Origin of the sequence: Flammeovirga sp. SJP92, assembly GCF_001583495.1 — a bacterium.
Lineage (GTDB): Bacteria > Bacteroidota > Bacteroidia > Cytophagales > Flammeovirgaceae > Flammeovirga.
In genome coordinates this window covers 418,475-437,860 of the sequence record NZ_LQAQ01000015.1, presented here as the reverse complement: position 1 = coordinate 437,860, position 19,386 = coordinate 418,475, and the positions used below count along the sequence as shown (strand labels likewise).

At 34.9% G+C, this 19,386-nt stretch carries 13 protein-coding genes; 4 read left to right on the top strand and 9 right to left on the bottom strand.

Annotated features, from left to right (window positions below):
- The first annotated feature begins 127 nt into the window (after positions 1 to 127).
- Positions 128 to 1,054, top strand: coding sequence for a hypothetical protein (locus AVL50_RS03075; RefSeq protein ID WP_062615005.1), 927 nt, complete (start codon positions 128 to 130; stop codon positions 1,052 to 1,054).
- A 147-nt stretch (positions 1,055 to 1,201) separates the two neighbouring features.
- Here the strand turns inward: AVL50_RS03075 and AVL50_RS03070 are convergent, their stop codons facing one another.
- A complete protein-coding gene (locus AVL50_RS03070; protein ID WP_062615004.1) occupies positions 1,202 to 2,140 on the bottom strand; it encodes a DMT family transporter in 939 nt (312 codons plus the stop codon).
- A 243-nt stretch (positions 2,141 to 2,383) separates the two neighbouring features.
- Positions 2,384 to 3,022 (bottom strand): DUF1684 domain-containing protein, encoded by a 639-nt coding sequence (locus AVL50_RS03065; RefSeq protein ID WP_062615003.1) that lies wholly within the window; start codon positions 3,020 to 3,022, stop codon positions 2,384 to 2,386.
- 141 nt (positions 3,023 to 3,163) lie between these two features.
- On the opposite strand from AVL50_RS03065, the gene AVL50_RS03060 reads away from it, so the two are divergent.
- Positions 3,164 to 3,532, top strand: a complete 369-nt coding sequence (locus tag AVL50_RS03060; RefSeq protein WP_062615002.1) for an HIRAN domain-containing protein — start codon at positions 3,164 to 3,166, stop codon at positions 3,530 to 3,532.
- Positions 3,533 to 3,557: 25 nt separating this feature from the next.
- Here AVL50_RS03060 and AVL50_RS03055 read toward each other — a convergent pair whose 3' ends face one another.
- On the bottom strand, positions 3,558 to 6,032 hold the full coding sequence (locus AVL50_RS03055; RefSeq protein ID WP_062615001.1) for a type ISP restriction/modification enzyme: 2,475 nt from the start codon (positions 6,030 to 6,032) through the stop codon (positions 3,558 to 3,560).
- Between the two features lie 300 nt (positions 6,033 to 6,332).
- On the opposite strand from AVL50_RS03055, the gene polA reads away from it, so the two are divergent.
- Entirely contained in the window at positions 6,333 to 9,140 is a 2,808-nt protein-coding gene (polA, locus tag AVL50_RS03050) for a DNA polymerase I (protein ID WP_062615000.1), read from the top strand.
- Positions 9,141 to 9,144: 4 nt separating this feature from the next.
- Positions 9,145 to 10,023, top strand: coding sequence for a geranylgeranylglycerol-phosphate geranylgeranyltransferase (locus AVL50_RS03045; RefSeq protein WP_062614999.1), 879 nt, complete (start codon positions 9,145 to 9,147; stop codon positions 10,021 to 10,023).
- Between the two features lie 160 nt (positions 10,024 to 10,183).
- Here the strand turns inward: AVL50_RS03045 and AVL50_RS03040 are convergent, their stop codons facing one another.
- The 6 genes from AVL50_RS03040 to AVL50_RS03015 all read right to left on the bottom strand — a co-directional run bounded on the left by AVL50_RS03040 (position 10,184) and on the right by AVL50_RS03015 (position 19,201).
- A complete protein-coding gene (locus tag AVL50_RS03040) occupies positions 10,184 to 10,987 on the bottom strand; it encodes a DUF1338 domain-containing protein (RefSeq protein ID WP_062614998.1) in 804 nt (267 codons plus the stop codon).
- A 235-nt stretch (positions 10,988 to 11,222) separates the two neighbouring features.
- Entirely contained in the window at positions 11,223 to 12,122 is a 900-nt protein-coding gene (locus AVL50_RS03035) for a hypothetical protein (protein ID WP_062614997.1), read from the bottom strand.
- 85 nt (positions 12,123 to 12,207) lie between these two features.
- A complete protein-coding gene (locus tag AVL50_RS03030; RefSeq protein WP_082795632.1) occupies positions 12,208 to 15,366 on the bottom strand; it encodes an Ig-like domain-containing protein in 3,159 nt (1,052 codons plus the stop codon).
- A gap of 520 nt (positions 15,367 to 15,886) precedes the next feature.
- A complete protein-coding gene (locus AVL50_RS03025) occupies positions 15,887 to 17,299 on the bottom strand; it encodes a hypothetical protein (RefSeq protein ID WP_062614995.1) in 1,413 nt (470 codons plus the stop codon).
- Positions 17,300 to 17,410: 111 nt separating this feature from the next.
- Complete coding sequence (gene rbfA, locus AVL50_RS03020) at positions 17,411 to 17,803, bottom strand: 30S ribosome-binding factor RbfA (protein ID WP_062614994.1); 393 nt, start codon at positions 17,801 to 17,803, stop codon at positions 17,411 to 17,413.
- Positions 17,804 to 17,929: 126 nt separating this feature from the next.
- On the bottom strand, positions 17,930 to 19,201 hold the full coding sequence (locus AVL50_RS03015) for a DUF3137 domain-containing protein (RefSeq protein WP_062614993.1): 1,272 nt from the start codon (positions 19,199 to 19,201) through the stop codon (positions 17,930 to 17,932).
- Positions 19,202 to 19,386: the final 185 nt, after the last annotated feature.

The window sequence follows — 19,386 nt, the reverse complement described above, 5'->3', positions numbered from 1 at the left end:
AGTACTTCTATTTTTTTATAATTACATATCAGGAGTAGAGACTATTACCAAATTATCTGTAATAATTGATGAATGGAATATTTATTGCATCTAACCCTATTACAAAATTTAAATTTTTAGAGAAGAAGTGAAAAATCCTACTGTTGCCTATACATGGAGAAAAGTGATTCGTTGGTTCTACGTCTACTTTGTAGCCTGTTTTTTAATTGCAGTGGGTAACTTTAGTTCCTTCAGGCAAATTGAAGATCATGATGCTGTACTTGAAAAAGTATTAGACATCCGTCAGAAGTCAATGAGAATGACACTTGCTGCACAGGAGTTCCTTTCTTATGAAGCACACTATGAAGACTTTCATAAATCTAGGGAGGCCACCCCAATCATGAAGGAATACCATAAGATAGATAAAAACTTAGAGCTTTATATTTCTTCAATCCTTACTTCGAATACTTCTTGGAAGGTGGAATATGAATCTGATTTGGATGCATTCTTTAAATTATTAAAGACCCACAGAAAAACATTTTCCAAAATCATTACCCAATTAAAATACAGAGGTTCACAGAACTCAGGTATGATAGGAGACCTTCAGAAGCGAACAAAAGCGTTAGCCGTTGATCCATATGTCAATATCGTATCTTTGGAAAGAATGAAGCTATTAGAGAAAAGCTACCTTCTTTCAGCAGATACTTCAGAATTCTATAAAATCAGAGAGTTGAATCATCAAATGCAAAAGGAAATAAAGAATATTCCTATGGCTGAAAATCATAGGTATACACTTTTGAATAATTTGAAAAGATACAATTCTACGCTTTTGAAGATTGTAAATGTTGACTTGACAATTGGATTTAGAGGAGACAAAGGCTTGACACTTAACCTTCAGAAAAATACAGAAGATATCATTAACTTGTCTCAAAAAATGTATAATGAGGCTAAGAAAGAAAAAGATGATTGGATGTCTTACAGTAGGTGGCTTTCGGTGATATTCGGTACGCTATCAATCAGTGTGCTACTAGTATTAAGCCTAACCTCTCATGAATTGCTGAGTAAAATGAAATAAGATTACTCCGTGTGAATTTGATTGAACCCTTCACAAATTTATTCATGAGCTAACGAAAGAGTTAAGTATTTTTTGAACTCAACACCCAATAAATTTCTCTTGGTATTGAATACTAAAATCAGAAAAGAAATGTGCCTGAAAAGATGACTAAATTTTTTCAGGCGTAATTTTTTGTAACTTAAAAATCCATCGAGCGAGTGGCATAGCCAGGATTGCAAATGCAATAATAAAGGCTCCTCCGTAGAAATATAAATCCATAATTTCACTTTCCCCAAAAAAGAAATAAGCAATTACACCTCCATAAATAGGGGCTAAATTATTGGCTAATGATATACTGAATGGTGTGATTTTCTTCATCACTTTCACAATAGATGAATAAGCGATAATAGAGAAAACGATGGCCAATACAATAATCAATAAGATATCTTCAGGAGTAGGCATTGAAAAAGGGCCTTGCTTAATGAATTTAAGATAATATGGAAGCACTGCGGCAGTTGCTAGAAAAGCCCCAAGCATTTGGTAAAAAGTAATAACTAGATAATGATACTGACGGGATAGTTTTGAAGTGAGGATGGTTACTATAGCAGCGAAAAATGCGGCTAATATAGCTGTAAACATACCTTCACTGTAAGCAAAGCTCGAGCTGAAAATCATATATACTCCAAACAAAGCCGATAATCCCGTCATCATCTCATTGAAAGTAGGTCTCTTCTTAGAGAATATAGGGTATACAAAACTAACCCATACAGGCGTTGTCGCCATACCTACTAAGGTTACTGAGGTATTGGAGGTTTTTGCCGCAATTACAAACAATACCCAATAAATTGATGTGAGCATGCCTGTAAATACGAGCAGAAGCATATGCGACGTTTTTACTTTTATAGGTATTTTCTTTATCATCAGAAAGAAAAATATCATTACAAAAGCAGTCATCGTTCTGAGGAAAACAATTTCAACAGAAGAAAGGGATATGTAGATATTAATAATTGGAATGGTACTAGAACACAATATCCAAAAGTGCAACTCTAAATAAGCACGCTTATTATCAGTAGTTGCGAGTTTATTAATAATTTTATCAAGTGACATTGAGCAATAAAAAAATGAATGATATCAACTTCCAAATTACCATTAATTTTTAACTATCCCTAATAAGCTTCTTGGTAGGCCTCTTAAATATGATGATAATAATATTTTATCACTTATTGATCTATTTATAAGTTCAAAAGTCCTTATCATTAAATCATTTTACCGAGAATTTCCTCCTTTTAAACCTTGTCAATAGTGAGAGCAATAGCTATAGATAATGAAGTTTTCTATTTGGCTTTTCTGTTAGAGGTGGTATTTTTTCTCTCCGGCATTAATTTCTACAGTCATCTGATTTTCTAATGGAGGTAGAGGGCAATCATAACTGTCATTATAAGCACAGTAAGGATTGTAAGCTCTATTAAAGTCTATAACAGTTTGCATAGATCCTTTTTTAAGCCCTCTTAGTTCTATGTAACGACCAGCGCCATAGGTTGTTTTTCCAGAAGTCTGATCACGGAAAAGTACCATTGTTAGACCTTTTGTGAGGGGATTTGGAAAAGCGTTTTGAAGTAAAACTAATTTTTGTTCCTGATTATCGATTTTGAAAGAGGCCCAAGCAACTTTTTTGTAGGTTCTAGGTTCCCCATTTGTAGAGGCAATTTTGATGGATTCAGGTTTTTCTGCCCATTCCAGTTTTGCATTGATGATATATTGCTTGTCAGGCGAATAATAATTCAATGAAGTGAAGCTTTTTAGTTCTTCTTCTTTTAATGGAGAGGTCTTTTCATCCTTAAATTCTTCATTTTTCTCTGCTCTTTCAATATTCATTTTTTCAAGATACTTACCTTGATCCAAATTGGAGTTGGAAGAAAGATAAGTATAAGCAATGACCACAGCTATTAGGGCAAATAAAGCAATTTTTATGATTTGAGACAGTTTCATAATATTTATCTTAAGACTTTTTTATGAATTTAAATATATGATTTTTTTAAGAAAAAATAAAACCTAGTTTAGTTTTATAGGAATATTATTATAAAATATTGTATATTGCTAATAATTACTAAATGTTATAATAATGATTCTATGGTTAAACCTTTTACTCACAGCGAAGAAAAAGATTTACTATCTAATCTAAGTAGAACACTTCTCTTTGAAGGTTTTGTTGCAGGTTTTCAGTACTATTCTGATAAAGATACGGAATGGGGAATTATGCGACAACCTATTAAATTAGTCAGAAATTCTGCCAATGAATACGATGAGTTTGCAACCGCCGTTTTCGCTGGAAACAGAATGATTGGTTATGTTCCAAGAGAAGTGAGTAAATCAATTGCTGAAAAATTGGAAAGCGAAGAAGTAATCGAAGCCGAACTTGTTGAGGTAGATCCTTCTGCACCTGACCAGAAAAAAGTGTTCTTTCGAATTTGGAATTACCACTACGAAGAAACAATTTAGATACTGTTGATATTTTGTACTGCTGTTAATTTCTACGTTTTAATCTAAATTTCGGTCCCGCATTTTCAAATAATTGATCCGGGAGAGTATTTATCACTTTTGTAAAAAACTGTGCTTGAAATTGGATACTTTTTAGCAAATCCAATCTATTGATTACCGCTATTTCAGATCTATAATATTTCTGCAAGTCTTTATTTAGAGGTTTTCTTTCTCTATACTCTTGAAGTATGAGTTGGAAAACCTTTTGTTTATCCCATGTACCCACTTTTTGTTCGTCAGTTAAACCGGCAATTTTTTGAGTAGTATTGATTGCAATGTCGCTTTCCTCACTTTCCTCAGTGATTTCACTAAACGTAAAATGAATATCTTCAATAGCAGTTGTACCTGCTTGGAATATTTCTTTACCCATTTTAGCCCAAGACCAAAAGTCATTTAATAACGGAATTCTAGGCGGTAAGGCTTTGAGTTCTTTTTCAAAATCGTTTTGATAAAGAGGATGGTTCAAGATGGCAAAGCAATAATAGAAAATGTTCTCTTTTGATAAGGCTTTTACTTTCGTATCATTTTCAATCTTGCCTTTTTCCAGTTCGCCGATAGTGCTAATGATTTTTTGAGAAGATTTATTGATTTCCTGCATCATGACTTTTTTCTCAGTAGAACCTCTGAAAAGTTGATACATCTTTTGTGTGAGTTGATGCAGTAGTTTTGTTACATCATCTAGGCTGTTTTCCTTATCTTCTGTGAGAACAGAAAGTTGTTTTGTGAATTTATGGAGTACAGGAAGTCTATTTGTTTGTCGTTCAATCAATTTGATTTCACTTTCTAGAAGTTCCTGAATAGAACCCACAGAATTATTCAATTCTACCTTAGGAAGTCTTGAAACATAATATTGTTTAAAGCGGTCCAGCGCCCAGTCACTAATATTACTATTATAAGAATGATCTTCTTTATAGATATTGAGAGGTAATATTGTAGAATATTGATTTCTGCTATAATAAGTAGAAAGCAATGCTTGATTAGTAGGTGTTACCTCAAGTCCTAGGTCTTTATGCATTGAAAGAGCAAAAGTAGGATTCTCCAATTGAAAACCATGATGCTGTAGTGTATCCCAGTTCTCAACATCCCTTTTAGAGACATAAGCCCATTTTTTTAAAAACGGTTTTATATAAATTCGACTTAACTGAGCGTCAGAAACAACAGTGTCCTCATCTAAATCAAGTGTCTCTTTTTTCTTTTGATTTTTATAATAGAGATTGACTTTTTGAATCAACTGTTTTTTGTTGAAATCAGTATGCCAAGATTTATTTTTAAGGTTTAATGTAGGAAGAGTCTGATTGAAAATACTTTTCTCCTTGTCAGAGATCAAACATAAGAAGTTCTTATATTCATCAGAAGATAATGTGATCCAATCGTCTGAGTCTTCATGCACATGGGCAAAGTCTTCCAAATAACTTGGAGCATAAAAAACACCTTCTTTTTCATCTTCTTTACTGAAAATAAAACAATAAATGACTTGAGAAGAATATTGTTGTGCTTGTATATAAACTCTTTGGCAAATCTTAGCAACTGTTTTTCTCCAATTTTTGTATTCAGGTGCGGCTGCTAAAGAGTGATCCCCTCTAATAACCAAAATACCATTATTGCCCAATCGTTCTTTAGCCCATAAAAACCAATAAGAAACAGGATTTCTATGAGAATCATTTTTGAAAGTCTTTTTTACCTTGTTGACCCAATCTTTATGTGCTGTTCTATTGCCCAAAGACATTTGTTGAATCGTCCCAAAGACAATCTGAACAGGATCTCTATTCAAGTTGATCAGTTTATTGAGATTGCTATCATCTTCAATGAAATCTAAATGCTTTTGTCCTTGAGGTTTTATGTTGACAAAACATAAACTGTTACCAAAAGAACGTGTACTTGCTGGGATTATAATAGCACTCCAATAATAAGCCAGTAAATCATAACAGACTATAGTATTGGATTTTGCTTCAATATCTAAGAATGGAGGCAATGTAAAAGAAGGGTAAAGATACTGAGCATTTGTTCCAGAATTATTCAAATGCTTTTTCATCAGTGACCGGAACATTCCCAAAAAGTAATTGGGCAGAGGTTCTCCTTCTTCTCTTGCCATTAGAGTGGTAAAGAGTGCCTCTTTGTTATCTTGTTCAGCAAATAGATGGTTTATATTTTCTGAGACAGTTTGAAATGTTTTCTGAAACAGTTCTTCGTCAATTGTTTTTGAAACGAGTTCTTCAAAAGCATTATAAATGGAGTCATTTAAGAGGTCATTTAAATGGTCGCTGTCTAATAGAATAGAGATGATATGTTTACTTACAATATGCTCGCTTACAAATCTCAAAAGGTCTTCCACTTCAAAAGTGGGAAAGAAAGACTTCTTAAAGACTTTAATTAATCCAGTGCTATTTTCTTGAATTAATGATTTATAATTACCAGCATATAAAAGTTGCTGTTGTAAGTTCTGTATCGCTTCTCCTACCAAACCTCTTTACTTTTTTAAGTTCAAACTAGAACAGATGAATCAGTACACCAATGGTATTGAAATACCTTTTTTAAAATCAAATAATGGATTTTGATTCATCATCTGCTTCAAATTGTCAATTGAATTGCAAATATTATTGCAAACGTACAACAAGAATATAAATCTTCGAAATCCGATTAGTATATTCGTACAAAAATTAAGATATAACTGCAAAATCACGAATGCTAAGCAAGATCAGAGATTGATTTCGTGATTTTAATATTAGAAACTGAATATAGCGTCTTTTTGACCAACTAAATTATGAAAAAATTATTTCTGCTTGATGGCATGGCCCTAATTTTCCGTGCCCATTTTGCCTTAATACGTAATCCGCGTATCAATTCTAAAGGAGTAAATACGAGTGCTCCAATGGGTTTTGTCAACTCATTATTGGAGATACTTAAGAAGCAGAATCCTACACATATTGGTGTTTCATTTGATTTATCTGGCCCTACTTTTAGACATGAAATGTACAAAGAGTACAAAGCCAATAGACAAGAAACGCCCGAAGATATTTCTATTGCTATTCCAATCGTCAAGAAAATCGTTGATGCGTTTAATATTCCAAGATTAGAAGTGGAAGGTTATGAGGCTGATGATGTGATTGGTACTTTGGCAAAAGAAGCTTCAAAACAAGGCTTTCAGACGTTTATGATGACGCCTGATAAAGATTATGCTCAATTAGTGGATGAGAATACTTTCTTATACCGACCTTCTACGAAGGGTGGAATTGAGATTTTAGGTGAAAAGGAAGTCTTAGAAAAGTTTGACCTGGATAGAATCGACCAAGTAATTGATCTTTTAGGTTTGCAAGGTGATGCTGTTGATAATATTCCAGGTATTCCGGGTGTTGGCCCTAAAACTGCTGTGAAGTTATTGAAACAATACAGTACTGTAGAAGGCATTCTTGAGCATTCTTCGGAGTTAAAAGGGAAACTGAAGGAAAGAGTAGAAGGTAATAAAGAGCAAGCCATTCTTTCTAAAGAATTAGCGACCATTAAAATAGATGTACCGATTGCATTTGAAGAAGATAAACTTTTAGTGCAGGAACCTAATAAAGAGGAAATCATTAAGATTTTCAATGATCTTGAATTTAAGACCTTATTAGGAAGGTTATTCCCTGATGCAAAACCTGCTCCTGCTAAAAAAGTAGTGAAAGCAGGGGAGCAAGCTTCATTGTTCGGTGCTCCAGCTTCATCTTCATCTGCCTCAAAAGTTGAGATGATAGAAGAGGTTGTAGAAGAAGAGGAGTTGAAAGGGCCTGATACCATTGGTTCATTGGACAAGAATTATAGAATGATTGATTCAGAGGAGCGTTATGCTGAATTGATCAATTACCTTTCAAGACAAAAGGAATTTGCCTTTGATACTGAAACATCTTCTTTAGATGCTTTGGAAGCTCAGATTGTAGGAATGTCTTTTTCTGCTCAAAAAGATGAGGCTTACTATGTTCCCGTTCCGTTGGAAAAAGAAGAAGCGGATAAAGTTTTAGCTCACTTTCAGCCATTGTTTGAGAATAAAGAAATCTTGAAAATTGGTCAAAACTTGAAGTATGACCTTCAGGTGATGGATACGGCCGGTGTAAAAGTGCAAGGACCATTCTTTGATACAATGTTGGCCCATTACTTAATAGAGCCAGACAAACGTCATGGTATGGACAGCCTTTCAGAAACATATTTAAATTATGTTCCGGTTTCGATCGAGACTGTATTAGGTAAAAAAGGGAAGAAGCAGAAAAATATGAAAGATTTGCCTGCTTCGGAAATTTATGAATATGCGTGTGAGGATGCTGATGTTACACTTCAGTTGAAAGAGAAATTCTTGCCAATATTGGAAGAAAAAGGCTTGAAAGAGTTATTCGAAAATCTTGAAATGCCATTGTTGGAAACGTTGAAAGATATGGAAAAAGAAGGGGTGAATTTAGATGTACCCTCTTTAGAACACTATTCCATTCAAATTGGTAAAGAAGTTGAGCAGTTAGAAAAAGATATTTATGCCTTGGCAGGTGAAGAGTTTACCATTTCATCTCCTAAACAATTAGGTGTGATTCTTTTTGAAAAAATGAAACTGGTTGATAAACCAAAAAAGACAAAAACGGGTCAATATGCTACAGGGGAAGAAATTCTTCAAGGTTTGAAGCAACATGAAATCGTTGAAAAGATTTTAGATTTCAGACAGTTAGCGAAGTTGAAGAGTACGTATGTAGATGCCCTTCCAAAGTTGATCAAGGCAGATGGAAGAGTACATACTACTTACAATCAGGCGGTGGCAGCAACAGGCCGTTTAAGTTCTACAGATCCTAATTTGCAGAACATTCCGATTAAGACTTCAAGAGGTAGAGAGATCAGAAAGGCTTTTGTAGCGAGAGATGAAAACTACACATTTGTTGCAGCGGATTATTCTCAGGTAGAATTGAGAATTATGGCAGCGTTCAGTAAAGATGAAGAAATGCTCAATGCTTTCAAGGAAGGGAGAGACATTCACACTGCTACAGCTGCTAAAGTCTTTAAAGTAGATGAAAAAGACGTTGAACCGGAAATGAGAAGAAGAGCTAAAACGGCCAACTTCGGTATTATTTATGGTGTTTCAGCATTTGGTCTTTCTCAGCAATTGAATATCGCTAGAAGTGAGGCGAAGGAATTGATTGATAATTATTTTGTAGAGTTTCCTGCCATCAAGAAATACATGGATGATGTGATTGCGAAAGCAAGAGACAACGAATATGTAGAGACGTTGATGGGAAGAAGAAGATACTTAAGAGATATCAATTCACGTAATTTCACGGTGAGAGGAATGGCAGAACGAAATGCCATCAATGCACCAATTCAGGGTACTGCAGCGGATATCATCAAGAAAGCGATGATTGAAATTCAGGAATGGATGAATGGACAAGATTTGAAATCAAAAATGATTCTTCAGGTACATGATGAATTGATTTTTGATGTTCATAATGATGAATTAGAATTAATGACTTCTAAAATAAAGGAAATGATGGAAAATGCATATGACATTGGAGTTCCTTTAGAAGTAGAAGTTGGTAAAGGCATAAATTGGTTAGAAGCCCATTAATACAATGAGTAAACCACAAACAGAACAAACTTTTTTTATCAACTTTAAAGACTTTTTGAGTCTCATAAGAGCGAATAACCTTCTCATCATATTGTTTACACAATGGATGGGAAGGATTTTCTTGGTAGGGCCAAGTGCCGACTGGAAATATCTTCTGCAAGATGTTTCATTTTGGTTATTGACGCTTTCCACATTACTGATTGCTGCCTCGGGCTACATCATCAATGATTATTATGATATAAAAATTGATGCTGTCAATCGTCCAAACAAGCAGGTTATTGGGAAAGTAATGAAAAGAAGAGTAGCCATACTCACCCATACCGTGTTTAATTTTACGGGTATTTTTATAGGATTTTATTTGTCAAAAGAAGTAGGGATTGTATGCTTTATTGCTTCCTTCTGGCTTTGGCTTTATTCCAATGAATTGAAAAGAAGAGCTTTTATTGGTAATGTGAGTGTGGCGGCAATAACAGCTTTATCCATCTTTTTGATCAATATTTATTTTGCTGAGCACAATAGAGCAGTCTATGAATTTGGTATTTTTTCATTCTTTGTTTCTCTGATTCGTGAAATTATCAAGGATCTAGAGGATAAAGAAGGTGATATGAAGTTTGGATGTAAAACGTTACCTATCATTTGGGGTGATCAAAAGACAAAGAAGCTGATTTACTTGCTATTCGCTTTATTTATTGGAATTTCGTTTGTGATCGTCTATGAGATGGAAGAGCCATACATCCAATATTATTTTTGTATACTATCTCTTCCTGCATTTACGATGATGTATAAGCTGGTGAAAGCTGTATCAAGTAAAGATTATGGCAATATCAGTTCTTTTATAAAATACTATATGGTAGCAGGAATATTAGGTATGTTTTTTATCTAAAATTATCCTTAAGGCTGTATAAAAAAAGAAACCCCACAATATGTAGGGTTTCTTTAATTCTCTAAGTTCTAGATAATCCTGAATTGGTTAGAAAAAGGTGTTCGATAATCAAATGTTCTATAACGTATAACTTTAGAAATGTTCATGTCTGTATAAATCGTTATTTCGAAAGTGCAGTGTCTGTACTTTCAAATATTTTATCTGCAGAAGAAGCGATGAAGCCTTCGAAAAGTTCTCCAGTATTGCCTTCGTATCTTTTAGCAAATTCATAATAGCAAGAAGGAACTTCATATTCACCTTCTTGGAAATGTACTTTTACTTTGTCAGCAAGGATACTTGATTGCTCTAAAAGCTGTTCCTTGCTTCCTTTGATTTCACCGCCAGAAGTATTCATCTTAAATCCATTATCTTTCAAGAATTGATTAACATCTTCAAGTGTATCAAAATTATTCAATTTGTTGCAGTGGATTGTGAAGTGATTGGCTCTGAAACCAAATACATACATCCAACCAGCGTATTCAGATTCTTCTACTAATCTCTCATAGATTTTGTAAGAAGGTTTTTCCCAAAGACAACCACTTAGAAGTAATTCCTCAATATCCATATGTTCAATTCCTGAAGTTGCGATAATTGAATCTGCAACATCCTGAACAAACTCACTACAAAGTTCTAAACGTAATTCAGAAATGAAGATTTTTGGAGCGTCCTTGTCTGAACGGTGTTGGAAGTGTGCTGCTTTTAATTTTTTTGCCTCAAAAACATATTCACCCTTTTTTTCATATCCCATACGAATAAAAGGTTCTGATAGGCGGTCAACATTCACTAAAGGATTGTTGAATGTACGAATAGCAATATGATCGTTTTCGATTTTTTCGCCTTTGTCCTCAAAAATGGACTGGATCTTAGCTGCGGAAGGAGTAATTTCCACGTACTGATCCCAAAGCTTCTCAAGGATATTTTTCATGTGTTTAAATTGGTTGTGTTTGGTTTATTTATATAAATGTAAAAAATACGTTTATTGGTAGTGCAAATATACAAATCATATTTATCAGGCAAAGAAAAAAATGAAATATTTTATTTCAGATTAAAATTTTGAGTATATAATTCTGGTTTCTGAAGGGTAAAATGTGTAGAAAAGAGCTAAAAAACTACCTGTATGAGTTTTTAAAAACATACAGGTAGTATAGAAAAACGTGATATTAGTGAGCTACTTCAACACCGCCTTTTAATTTTGGGAGAGAAAGTTTTAATGACTTACTTTCCTTTGAATCATTCACTTGAAGGAAAATAACTAGGGGTAGTAGGGCATGTGGTGCTCTTAAAATTACAGCTGGTAGCCATTGTAAAAGTGTATTGCCAAGAAAGTCCAAATGGAAATGTCCTGTTAGTCTAGCTACAGATGTTAGAGTTCCCCAAACGATCATATAGGCTAACATTGGCTTTTGGATTTTTGGAAGAAATATTCCGGCAGCAACAATAAAATCAATAACTCCTGCTGCAAAAAGTAGATCTTTAGAGGTGTTTTCGGAAACGCCTAATGTTGCAATGGTCATATCAATGAACTTTCCGGGTACAGGATAAAAGCCAACTGCGTAGAGCCCGTGACAAATAAATGTCAAAGCAATAACACATTTTGCAAAGAATACCGGAAACTCTTTTTCTTTATTAGAAATCACATACCAAAGAAAAACAGGAGCTGTGAACTGCGCTGAATATTCCAGCAATTGTCCAATTTGCATGAACTTTTCTTTTGAATATAAAAAAGCCAGAAAGAGAAGGCCTATTGCACCGACAACTTGAAGTTTTAAGCCAACGCTTTTGAAAAAACCACCTTTATGAAGTAGTAAGATAGAGAAAGCAGCCAATAGATAAAGTATTCCAAAAGCAGTCACACTAGTATTGATCCATTGGTCAGCAATAGGACTTGTAACGTAATCAAACCAATCAATACCCAATATATTTTCCACAGGGCCTTTCAATAATTGTTCGTCCCAAAGCAATGTTCTAAAAGGAGCATCCCAAACTAAGTGCTGTATTGCTCTTCCAAGGAAAACACAAAAAGCACTTATAGCGATATAAATATTTATTTTCGATTTCATATGTCTATTTTAAAACAATGACCATCTCCGAGAAAAGCATTTGAAATGATTCCCTCAGAGATGGAGAATTACATTATGGTGATTTCTATTTTATCAACTTGATCGTTTTAGAAATTCCTGCCCCGATGATTTGAGCAGTGTAAGTACCTGCTTTCAAACCCTCTGTTACCACTTTGACCTTATTGTGACCCACTGTAATTGTTGCCCCATGATTTTTGACAAGTTTGCCTGAAGCATCAAAGAATGAGATTTGAACCTGACCTGGAATTATGGCTTCAAACTCTAAGTTTAAGACATGGCTCATTGGGTTTGGATAAGCTATGAACTCCTTCGCTTCTTCAAATTCTACAAATTTTCTAGCATTTGAACCTGGAGCACTTTCATAGGTAACCACAAGTAGTGGCGCTGCACTCGATGAACCATCATATGATTCTGCTACTCTTCTGCCGTATCCTTCAATAATGAATGCCATTGGATTACCTGCTGTCCAAGCTGAACGGTTAACGACTTCTTGTACCAACGATTTTAGATCAGGAGTTCTCTGTGCTGAACCAGAACTACCTACTGTTGACCAAGTTGATGGGTTCCAATTGACATAAGCAGATGTTTTTGGTCTGTATGAAATATCATAACTAGAAGAAGAAAAATAATCTGCATTACTTTGGTCTTGAGCATAAATGCTAAGTGTACCAGAGTTATTGATATTCTCATCGACTGTGAATTGAATATAAGCACCCGTGATATTTGCTCCATTTGGGATATTAAGTGATTGGAAACGGATGCCTACTTTTTGATAACCAGCAGAATTATGAGAATCATAAACTAATTCCAAATCTGAACTGTTGAGGTACATTGTACCGTTTTCAGCTTCTTCTGCATCATCATAACTAGAAATTACTCGTTTTGAAATAGTAACTTCTACAGGGTCTGTATCATTATCAATAGTTCTGAAGTTGGCTGTGATTGATTTGTCAGCATTCATTGTCACCGTAACAGGGTTTTGACTTCCTGATAAACTTCCTGACCATCCAATAAATTCATAACCGTTATTTGGAGTAGCAGATAAAGTCACATTTGTTCCATCTTCAAAACTGTTTTGATTAGGTGATTTTGAAACAATGCCATTGGATGCACTTATGGAAAGCGTATGGAAGTCTGGAGGAGTAGTTGTATTGCCATAAGTGTAGCTTACTGTTAAAAGCGCTGCACTAGAACTTGAACCTTCATAAGCTTCTGCAGTTCTTTCTCCAGTACCATTAATAATAAAAGTCATGTTGTTACCACTTGACCATCCAGAACGGTCCACGACTTCTTGTATTAATGTTTTTAAATTTGGAGTACGTTGAGAAGTACTTGACTGACCAACAGAAGACCAGCTTGAAGGAGACCAATTGACAGATGCTGATGTTTTTGATCTGCCAGAAACATTGTAGCTTGAAGTACTAAATGCTGAAGAATTACTAACATCTTCTGCTCTTATTGTTAGTGTTCCAGAAGACCCGCCCGTTTCATCTGTAGTGAATTGAATGTAGGCCGTGTTAATCGTAGCACCTTGTGGAATAGCTAAATCTTGGAAACGTAAACCGACAGTCTGATTACTTCCGTCGTATACAAGTTCAATATCTGAACTGTTAGTATACATAGTTCCTCCACTGCTTTCTTCAACGTCATCATCTCCTGAACTGATACGGACGTTGATTGTATTTTGAACTACGCCAACATTAAATGTTCTCGTTTCAGAAGTTTTAGAATTACCCTCGTTGTCCTCTGCAATAGCAGTAAATGTATAATTTCCATCTGAAGGAATAGCGTAATTTACTTGGTAAGGAGTAGTGTAATCTTGTCCTACATAATTTCCATTGATATAAAATCGAACGCTAGAAATGCTACCATCACTGTCACTTGCTGAAGCACTAAGTGTAATAGTTTGTGGAGAAGTGTAGTATTGTTGATCAGCAGGTGAAATCAAACCAATATCAGGAAGGCCCGCATTAGCATTTCGGATAGTGACCACTGAGCCATTTGATGGAGACCAGATATCAAGGTTAGATGGTGCTGTAAAAATATTATTATCACTTACAGTGCCAACGTAATAAGCGTTGTCTACTCTGACGGTTCTCACTTCAATTTTTGATTTTTCAATGAATATCCATTTGACTTGATTGAACATACCACTGTTTCTTGTCCATGCTTTGTTATCGTTGTTAGAACGTAAAGGAGCACCCCAACATCCTTCACCAGTATATACTGTACCATTTACATCATCTCTAACGAAACCTTCATCGCTTCCACTGCTTGTAGATGGTCTAACGGGCCATGTTGTTTTTACAGTGTGAGCATCACATTCCACTACAAGCTTTACATTGTTCTGATAAAATAAATTGGCCCAGCTACTGTATTGTGTGTTTCCTTCAGACTTACTGCTTACATGCGGGCGCATTGGTTTGTGGTACTGAGCAGATTTCCAAGTGACATTGGAATTTCTAGCCAGGTCATTAGCAAGCCACGATGTCTGATTACCGCTGATTGACATTTCAGTATTAAGCGTGTAGGCTCTGAAAAGATCTGTACCGAAAGTGATGGCATAATAAACATCACTTGATGGAGTATCAAATAAGGTGTAAACCATGCTGTTAGAACTTTCGTGGTTACCACGAGCGGCGATGATTGGAATCATTCGTCCATCACTGCCAATGGTCAGTTGCCAGTCATCAAACCAGTCTTGCCATTCTGATTCTGTTCCCGAAGATGTCATATCACCTCCAAATAATACCGCATGAGGGCGAAGTCTTGCCACAATCCTATTGGCATTTTGACGAGGTGTACGGTTGTTTCTAGAATCACCTCCTGCCACGAAAGAAAGCTTCTCGGAAGAAGAGGAAGGTGCAGTTTTAAACCAGTAACGCTTACTTGTACCTTGACTATCTCTAATTACAAAGTAGTACGCTGTGTTAGGTTTTAGTCCTGTGAGACGAGCAAATTGGTTGTTCATTCCTTTGTAATACACGGATCTGTCCACTGTTTTGCTGTTTGAATAGTAGCTGTAGTTGGTGCCGTAATCTGTTGTGCCATAGTAAACAACTGGGTTACTGCCTGAAACTTGGTTCCATCCAATTGTGATTGTTGTAGCTGGATTGTCTCTTAGTGTAAGACGGTATTTTTCGGTGTTGGCATAAGAAGCCAAAGAAATCCCGAACAGTATTGATGTAGCAATACAGGTTGAGCGTAATAGAAAATTTCTCATTGTTGTGTTTGAAATATATAGTTTTATTAGGTTTCCATTATCTACCTCTCCCTCACAGGTATGATGATAAAAAAATTTCGCTGGAATTATTTAATTGGTTTTTTAAAATTATTTAGATCGTAATGTGAAAAGAGAGTTCTTATTTAGAAACTGTGCGCAAAGTAATATATAATTCGTTAAATCAATAAAAATAAATCATTAATGAATGAGAAATTTATATATGAATATTAAATAGAAAGAGTGACTTTCTTCTTTCAAATGAGAAATAATTGAGGAAATTAGCATTACAGAATAGAATACTGTTATGATAAAATGAATAGAATTTGAAAGAAAATAATCCTCAATTTGAGCTAACGAAAATTAGTTCTTTCAATAAAGAAGCTTTTATCAAGAAGAGTGTGAAAATAGAAGAGTATTTTACTCTTTATGAAGATGTTATGATAGTTTGAATTCCTGCTGTTTATTACTTCAATATGAAGTAAAAGGTTGATTGTCTTTTACTTTGATAAATAAAATGTGACTATTTTATTTTTGAGAATATAATTAAACCGTTTTCTAGTTCTACTTTTTCATATTGCTTTTGAATGATTGTAATATAGTCCAGTAGCTTTTGTCCATCACCATTAAGATCTACAATCACATCAGGCATATCTTTTTCAAAAGCATTATAGATTTGACGGATTTCATCATAGTTGTCAATCTTCTTAAAGAACTGACGGCTTACGTTATAATTAAGGTAAGGTGTAGCGAGGTTGTGGGTTTGGTAGTATTTATAATCCATTCCGAAAACCAGCATTTTATCTCCATATTCGTTTAGATTTGGCACATCAATAGCCCAAGCATTTGTATAAGGAGATTCTATTTTTTTTGGCAAAATGTCAAATGCTGTACCCATCATTAATGCAATAAAAAGAAGACTGTAGGTCCACAAGGTAATTTCAGCCATTAGACGTTTTCTAATAATCAACAATTGATGAGCACTGAAAAAGCTCAATGCAGGAACGTAAAGAATCAATTGGTAGGATATGGTAAAGGAAGAGAACACAATACTTAATGTGGCAGTAATTACCCAAATCAGCATTACTTGTTGTATGTTTTGCTGAGAATTGATGAAAGCATTATAACTGAATGTTTTGAACATCCCCATCAGCAAAATAAAAGCAGGAATCACAGAAAGCATCAGCATTTGTTCCCATGTTAATTGGAAATCATGTTGAAGATCTGGTATAGCAAGCATACACAAATTGACAAACTCTTCTAATCCATCAATATAATAGAGGTAAACCAAGTAGCTTCCCCAAACGATGGTAAAACCAACAAAGGCTAGAAAAAGTCGATTAAAAGAAGAGACTCTGAATGTGGCCAATGCAAAAATACCCATCAGAAGGAAAGAGAAAGAAGGCATATAAGCCAATGATGCTAAGCCAAAAAAGATACCTGTATTTAAGATACTTTGTTCAACATCAGTTCTTTCCATTCTTAATAAATTCCTCAAACCAAACAACAGGAATGTAAGAGAAATGAGGGTGGGGGAAAGCGTCATGAAATCATAACTGATATTGGAGAAAAGAAGATACATCAACCCAGGAACAAATGTTTTTTGTTTATAGGCCTCACTTCTATTCATCATCAGGTTGAATAAATAGGATTGAACTAATGTGAGAAAAGCGGCAAAGCCAAAATAAACGACTTGGGAAGTGCCAAATATTGAGGCAATCATCCAATACACACCAGCTGAAAGTGGTGCAATATTATCCCAAATGTCCACATACATACTATTACCTTCGGCTAATTTATCGCCCAAAGTAAACCAATGAATTTCATCAGAAAGCAATGGAATATCACCAATCCAGATTGGAAGGCGAATGATGACCAAAAGGAATAAAAGAATGATTAAACGTAGGGGATCGTTGATCTTAAAAAATGCCAGCATGTTCTGCTAAGTATATCCTATAAATTCAAAAAAAAGTAGGTGTTGCTATTGTGATTACAACACAAAGAGCATGTCTGAACAATGAAGTTGCTCAAACATGCTCTTCAAAAATTAACGTGTGTAGATATCGTCATCATCGTCATCTTCCTTCTTTTCAGGGATGTCGATGTTTTCAAATAACTTGTCAATTTTCTCTGCTTCCTCTGCAGTATTGTCATGATAGAAGCGTAATTCAGGAATTACTCTTGCTTGATGACGGATACGTTGCGCCAAGAGGTTACGAATAGATTTATTTTGTTCTTCAATCTCCTCAATTTTACCTTCAGGATCTTTTGTTAACAAAAAGCTTAAATATACTTTCGCCAAACCTAAGTCAGGAGAAATTTCAACATGCGTTACAGAGATAAAAGCACCTCCGAACATAGAAACTGAGTTCTGTTGGAAAATTTCACCTAGATCTTTCTGGATTAAACGAGAAAATTTATGTTGTCTTTTACTGTCCATTTTCCTTGTGATCTAATTTATTTTAGAAGCCTCATTTTCTAGTGAAAATAGGGTGAGAGACTTTTTATACTTTCGTATCTTGCAAATTTCGGAAAAAAATAAGAGATGCCATACTTAAAATGAGGTTTAGTCATCTTCCTCTTCATAATAATTATCATTTTCAAAGTCGTTCAAATTGAATTGAGGGGTTTCGCCGTCTTCATCAGCTCCAAAAAGCTGTTGTTGAGAAGCAGCATAGGAGTCGCCGTCAAATTCGTCCTCCTCTTCAAAATCTGAGTCTTCTCCAAATTGCTCATCTTCTTCCAAGTGTGATTCATTGTCATGAACAAAAGCTTCTTCTTGCACTGGAGCATTCTCATACACATGATCATCTTCCGTAGAATCACCGAAGTTGTTATTGATCTGTGTTGGTGGTGCCTCTTCTGGAACAGGGTCATTCAGAGTGTGTGCTACTGTTAGGATCATTTCCATATCACGGTATAATTCCTTCAGGATGAATGAGCGTTTTAGAGAGTGCGTGGTGTCGACTTTAAAGAGTTCTTTGCGGACATCAAGAAAAACATAAAGCTTGCCTCCTTTCATTACACAATTTACTCTGGCATTGAAGTGTTTTCTGATTTTATAAAGTCTTTTGATAAAATCATCTTTCAGAGATTTCTCTGCATCAGCTCTGTTGGTTGCATACACTTTGAAGTACTTTCTGAATTCTGGATCTTTAATTGGCACATAAGTACCGTAGCGGTCATCTTTTTCTTCAATCAAACGCCCTACATGTCCCCAGTTTTTTTGAATGTGATCTTCAAAGATATAGATCTCAGTAGATGGCGGATCATCCAAATCCACAATCATGAAGAAGCCATGGAATTCTTTTTTATATTTTTCTTTCTGTTGTTTTTTCTTATTGAGATACCAATTGGATTTTGGGGGCTGAAGGTGGCTGACCATAACTTCTGACATTTGGAGTGAGGTTCCTTCAATAGAACCCTCGATTAAGTCATCGCCAGTGTAATCGTCAGGAATAGTGGGATTTACACCACTTTCTATCCATTGTTTCAGTGGAATGTAATCTTGTGGAGAGTACCTTAAACTATTGTCCATAAACCGGATCATTTCTCTAACTACCAACTCTTTGTATTCCTCTTCTATGGTGTCGTCTTGAAAATTATTATTGAAATAATTCATAGACGTAAGTGGAGCGAAAATACACATAAAGTAAACGCCGTATTCATTGATTTGATCCAAGTACAGCAACATCAAAGAAAATGAAATCATCAACATTGTTAAGCCACCAAACTGAAGACGCTTGTTGTGCATATAAAAGCGTTTGTCTTCAATCTGATCTAACTGACCTGCAATGTTTTCTTTGAAATGATTTTTAAATTCTTCGAATGACTTCATGAATGGGTACTTACTTTTTACCTAAATCCAATATGAAGATAGGGAGTAAAAAAGGATTAAAAAAGAAGTTTTCAATCTCGCTTTATTAATCTATTCTTTTTGAGACTAATAATTGAAGAACCAAAGGATAACTATAAATTTTGTAGATATAGACTTCAATTATTGCAATATTCATTATGAAATGA

Bases quoted from the DNA above. Each gene is read 5' to 3' on its own strand.
- AVL50_RS03030 (WP_082795632.1), bottom strand. From the start codon at position 15,366: ATGAGAAATTTTCTATTACGCTCAACCTGTATTGCTACATCAATACTG.
- AVL50_RS03035 (WP_062614997.1), bottom strand. From the start codon at position 12,122: ATGAAATCGAAAATAAATATTTATATCGCTATAAGTGCTTTTTGTGTT.
- AVL50_RS03025 (WP_062614995.1), bottom strand. From the start codon at position 17,299: ATGCTGGCATTTTTTAAGATCAACGATCCCCTACGTTTAATCATTCTT.
- AVL50_RS03065 (WP_062615003.1), bottom strand. From the start codon at position 3,022: ATGAAACTGTCTCAAATCATAAAAATTGCTTTATTTGCCCTAATAGCT.
- AVL50_RS03045 (WP_062614999.1), top strand. From the start codon at position 9,145: ATGAGTAAACCACAAACAGAACAAACTTTTTTTATCAACTTTAAAGAC.
- AVL50_RS03040 (WP_062614998.1), bottom strand. From the start codon at position 10,987: ATGAAAAATATCCTTGAGAAGCTTTGGGATCAGTACGTGGAAATTACT.
- rbfA (WP_062614994.1), bottom strand. From the start codon at position 17,803: ATGGACAGTAAAAGACAACATAAATTTTCTCGTTTAATCCAGAAAGAT.
- AVL50_RS03060 (WP_062615002.1), top strand. From the start codon at position 3,164: ATGGTTAAACCTTTTACTCACAGCGAAGAAAAAGATTTACTATCTAAT.
- AVL50_RS03070 (WP_062615004.1), bottom strand. From the start codon at position 2,140: ATGTCACTTGATAAAATTATTAATAAACTCGCAACTACTGATAATAAG.
- polA (WP_062615000.1), top strand. From the start codon at position 6,333: ATGAAAAAATTATTTCTGCTTGATGGCATGGCCCTAATTTTCCGTGCC.
- AVL50_RS03015 (WP_062614993.1), bottom strand. From the start codon at position 19,201: ATGAAGTCATTCGAAGAATTTAAAAATCATTTCAAAGAAAACATTGCA.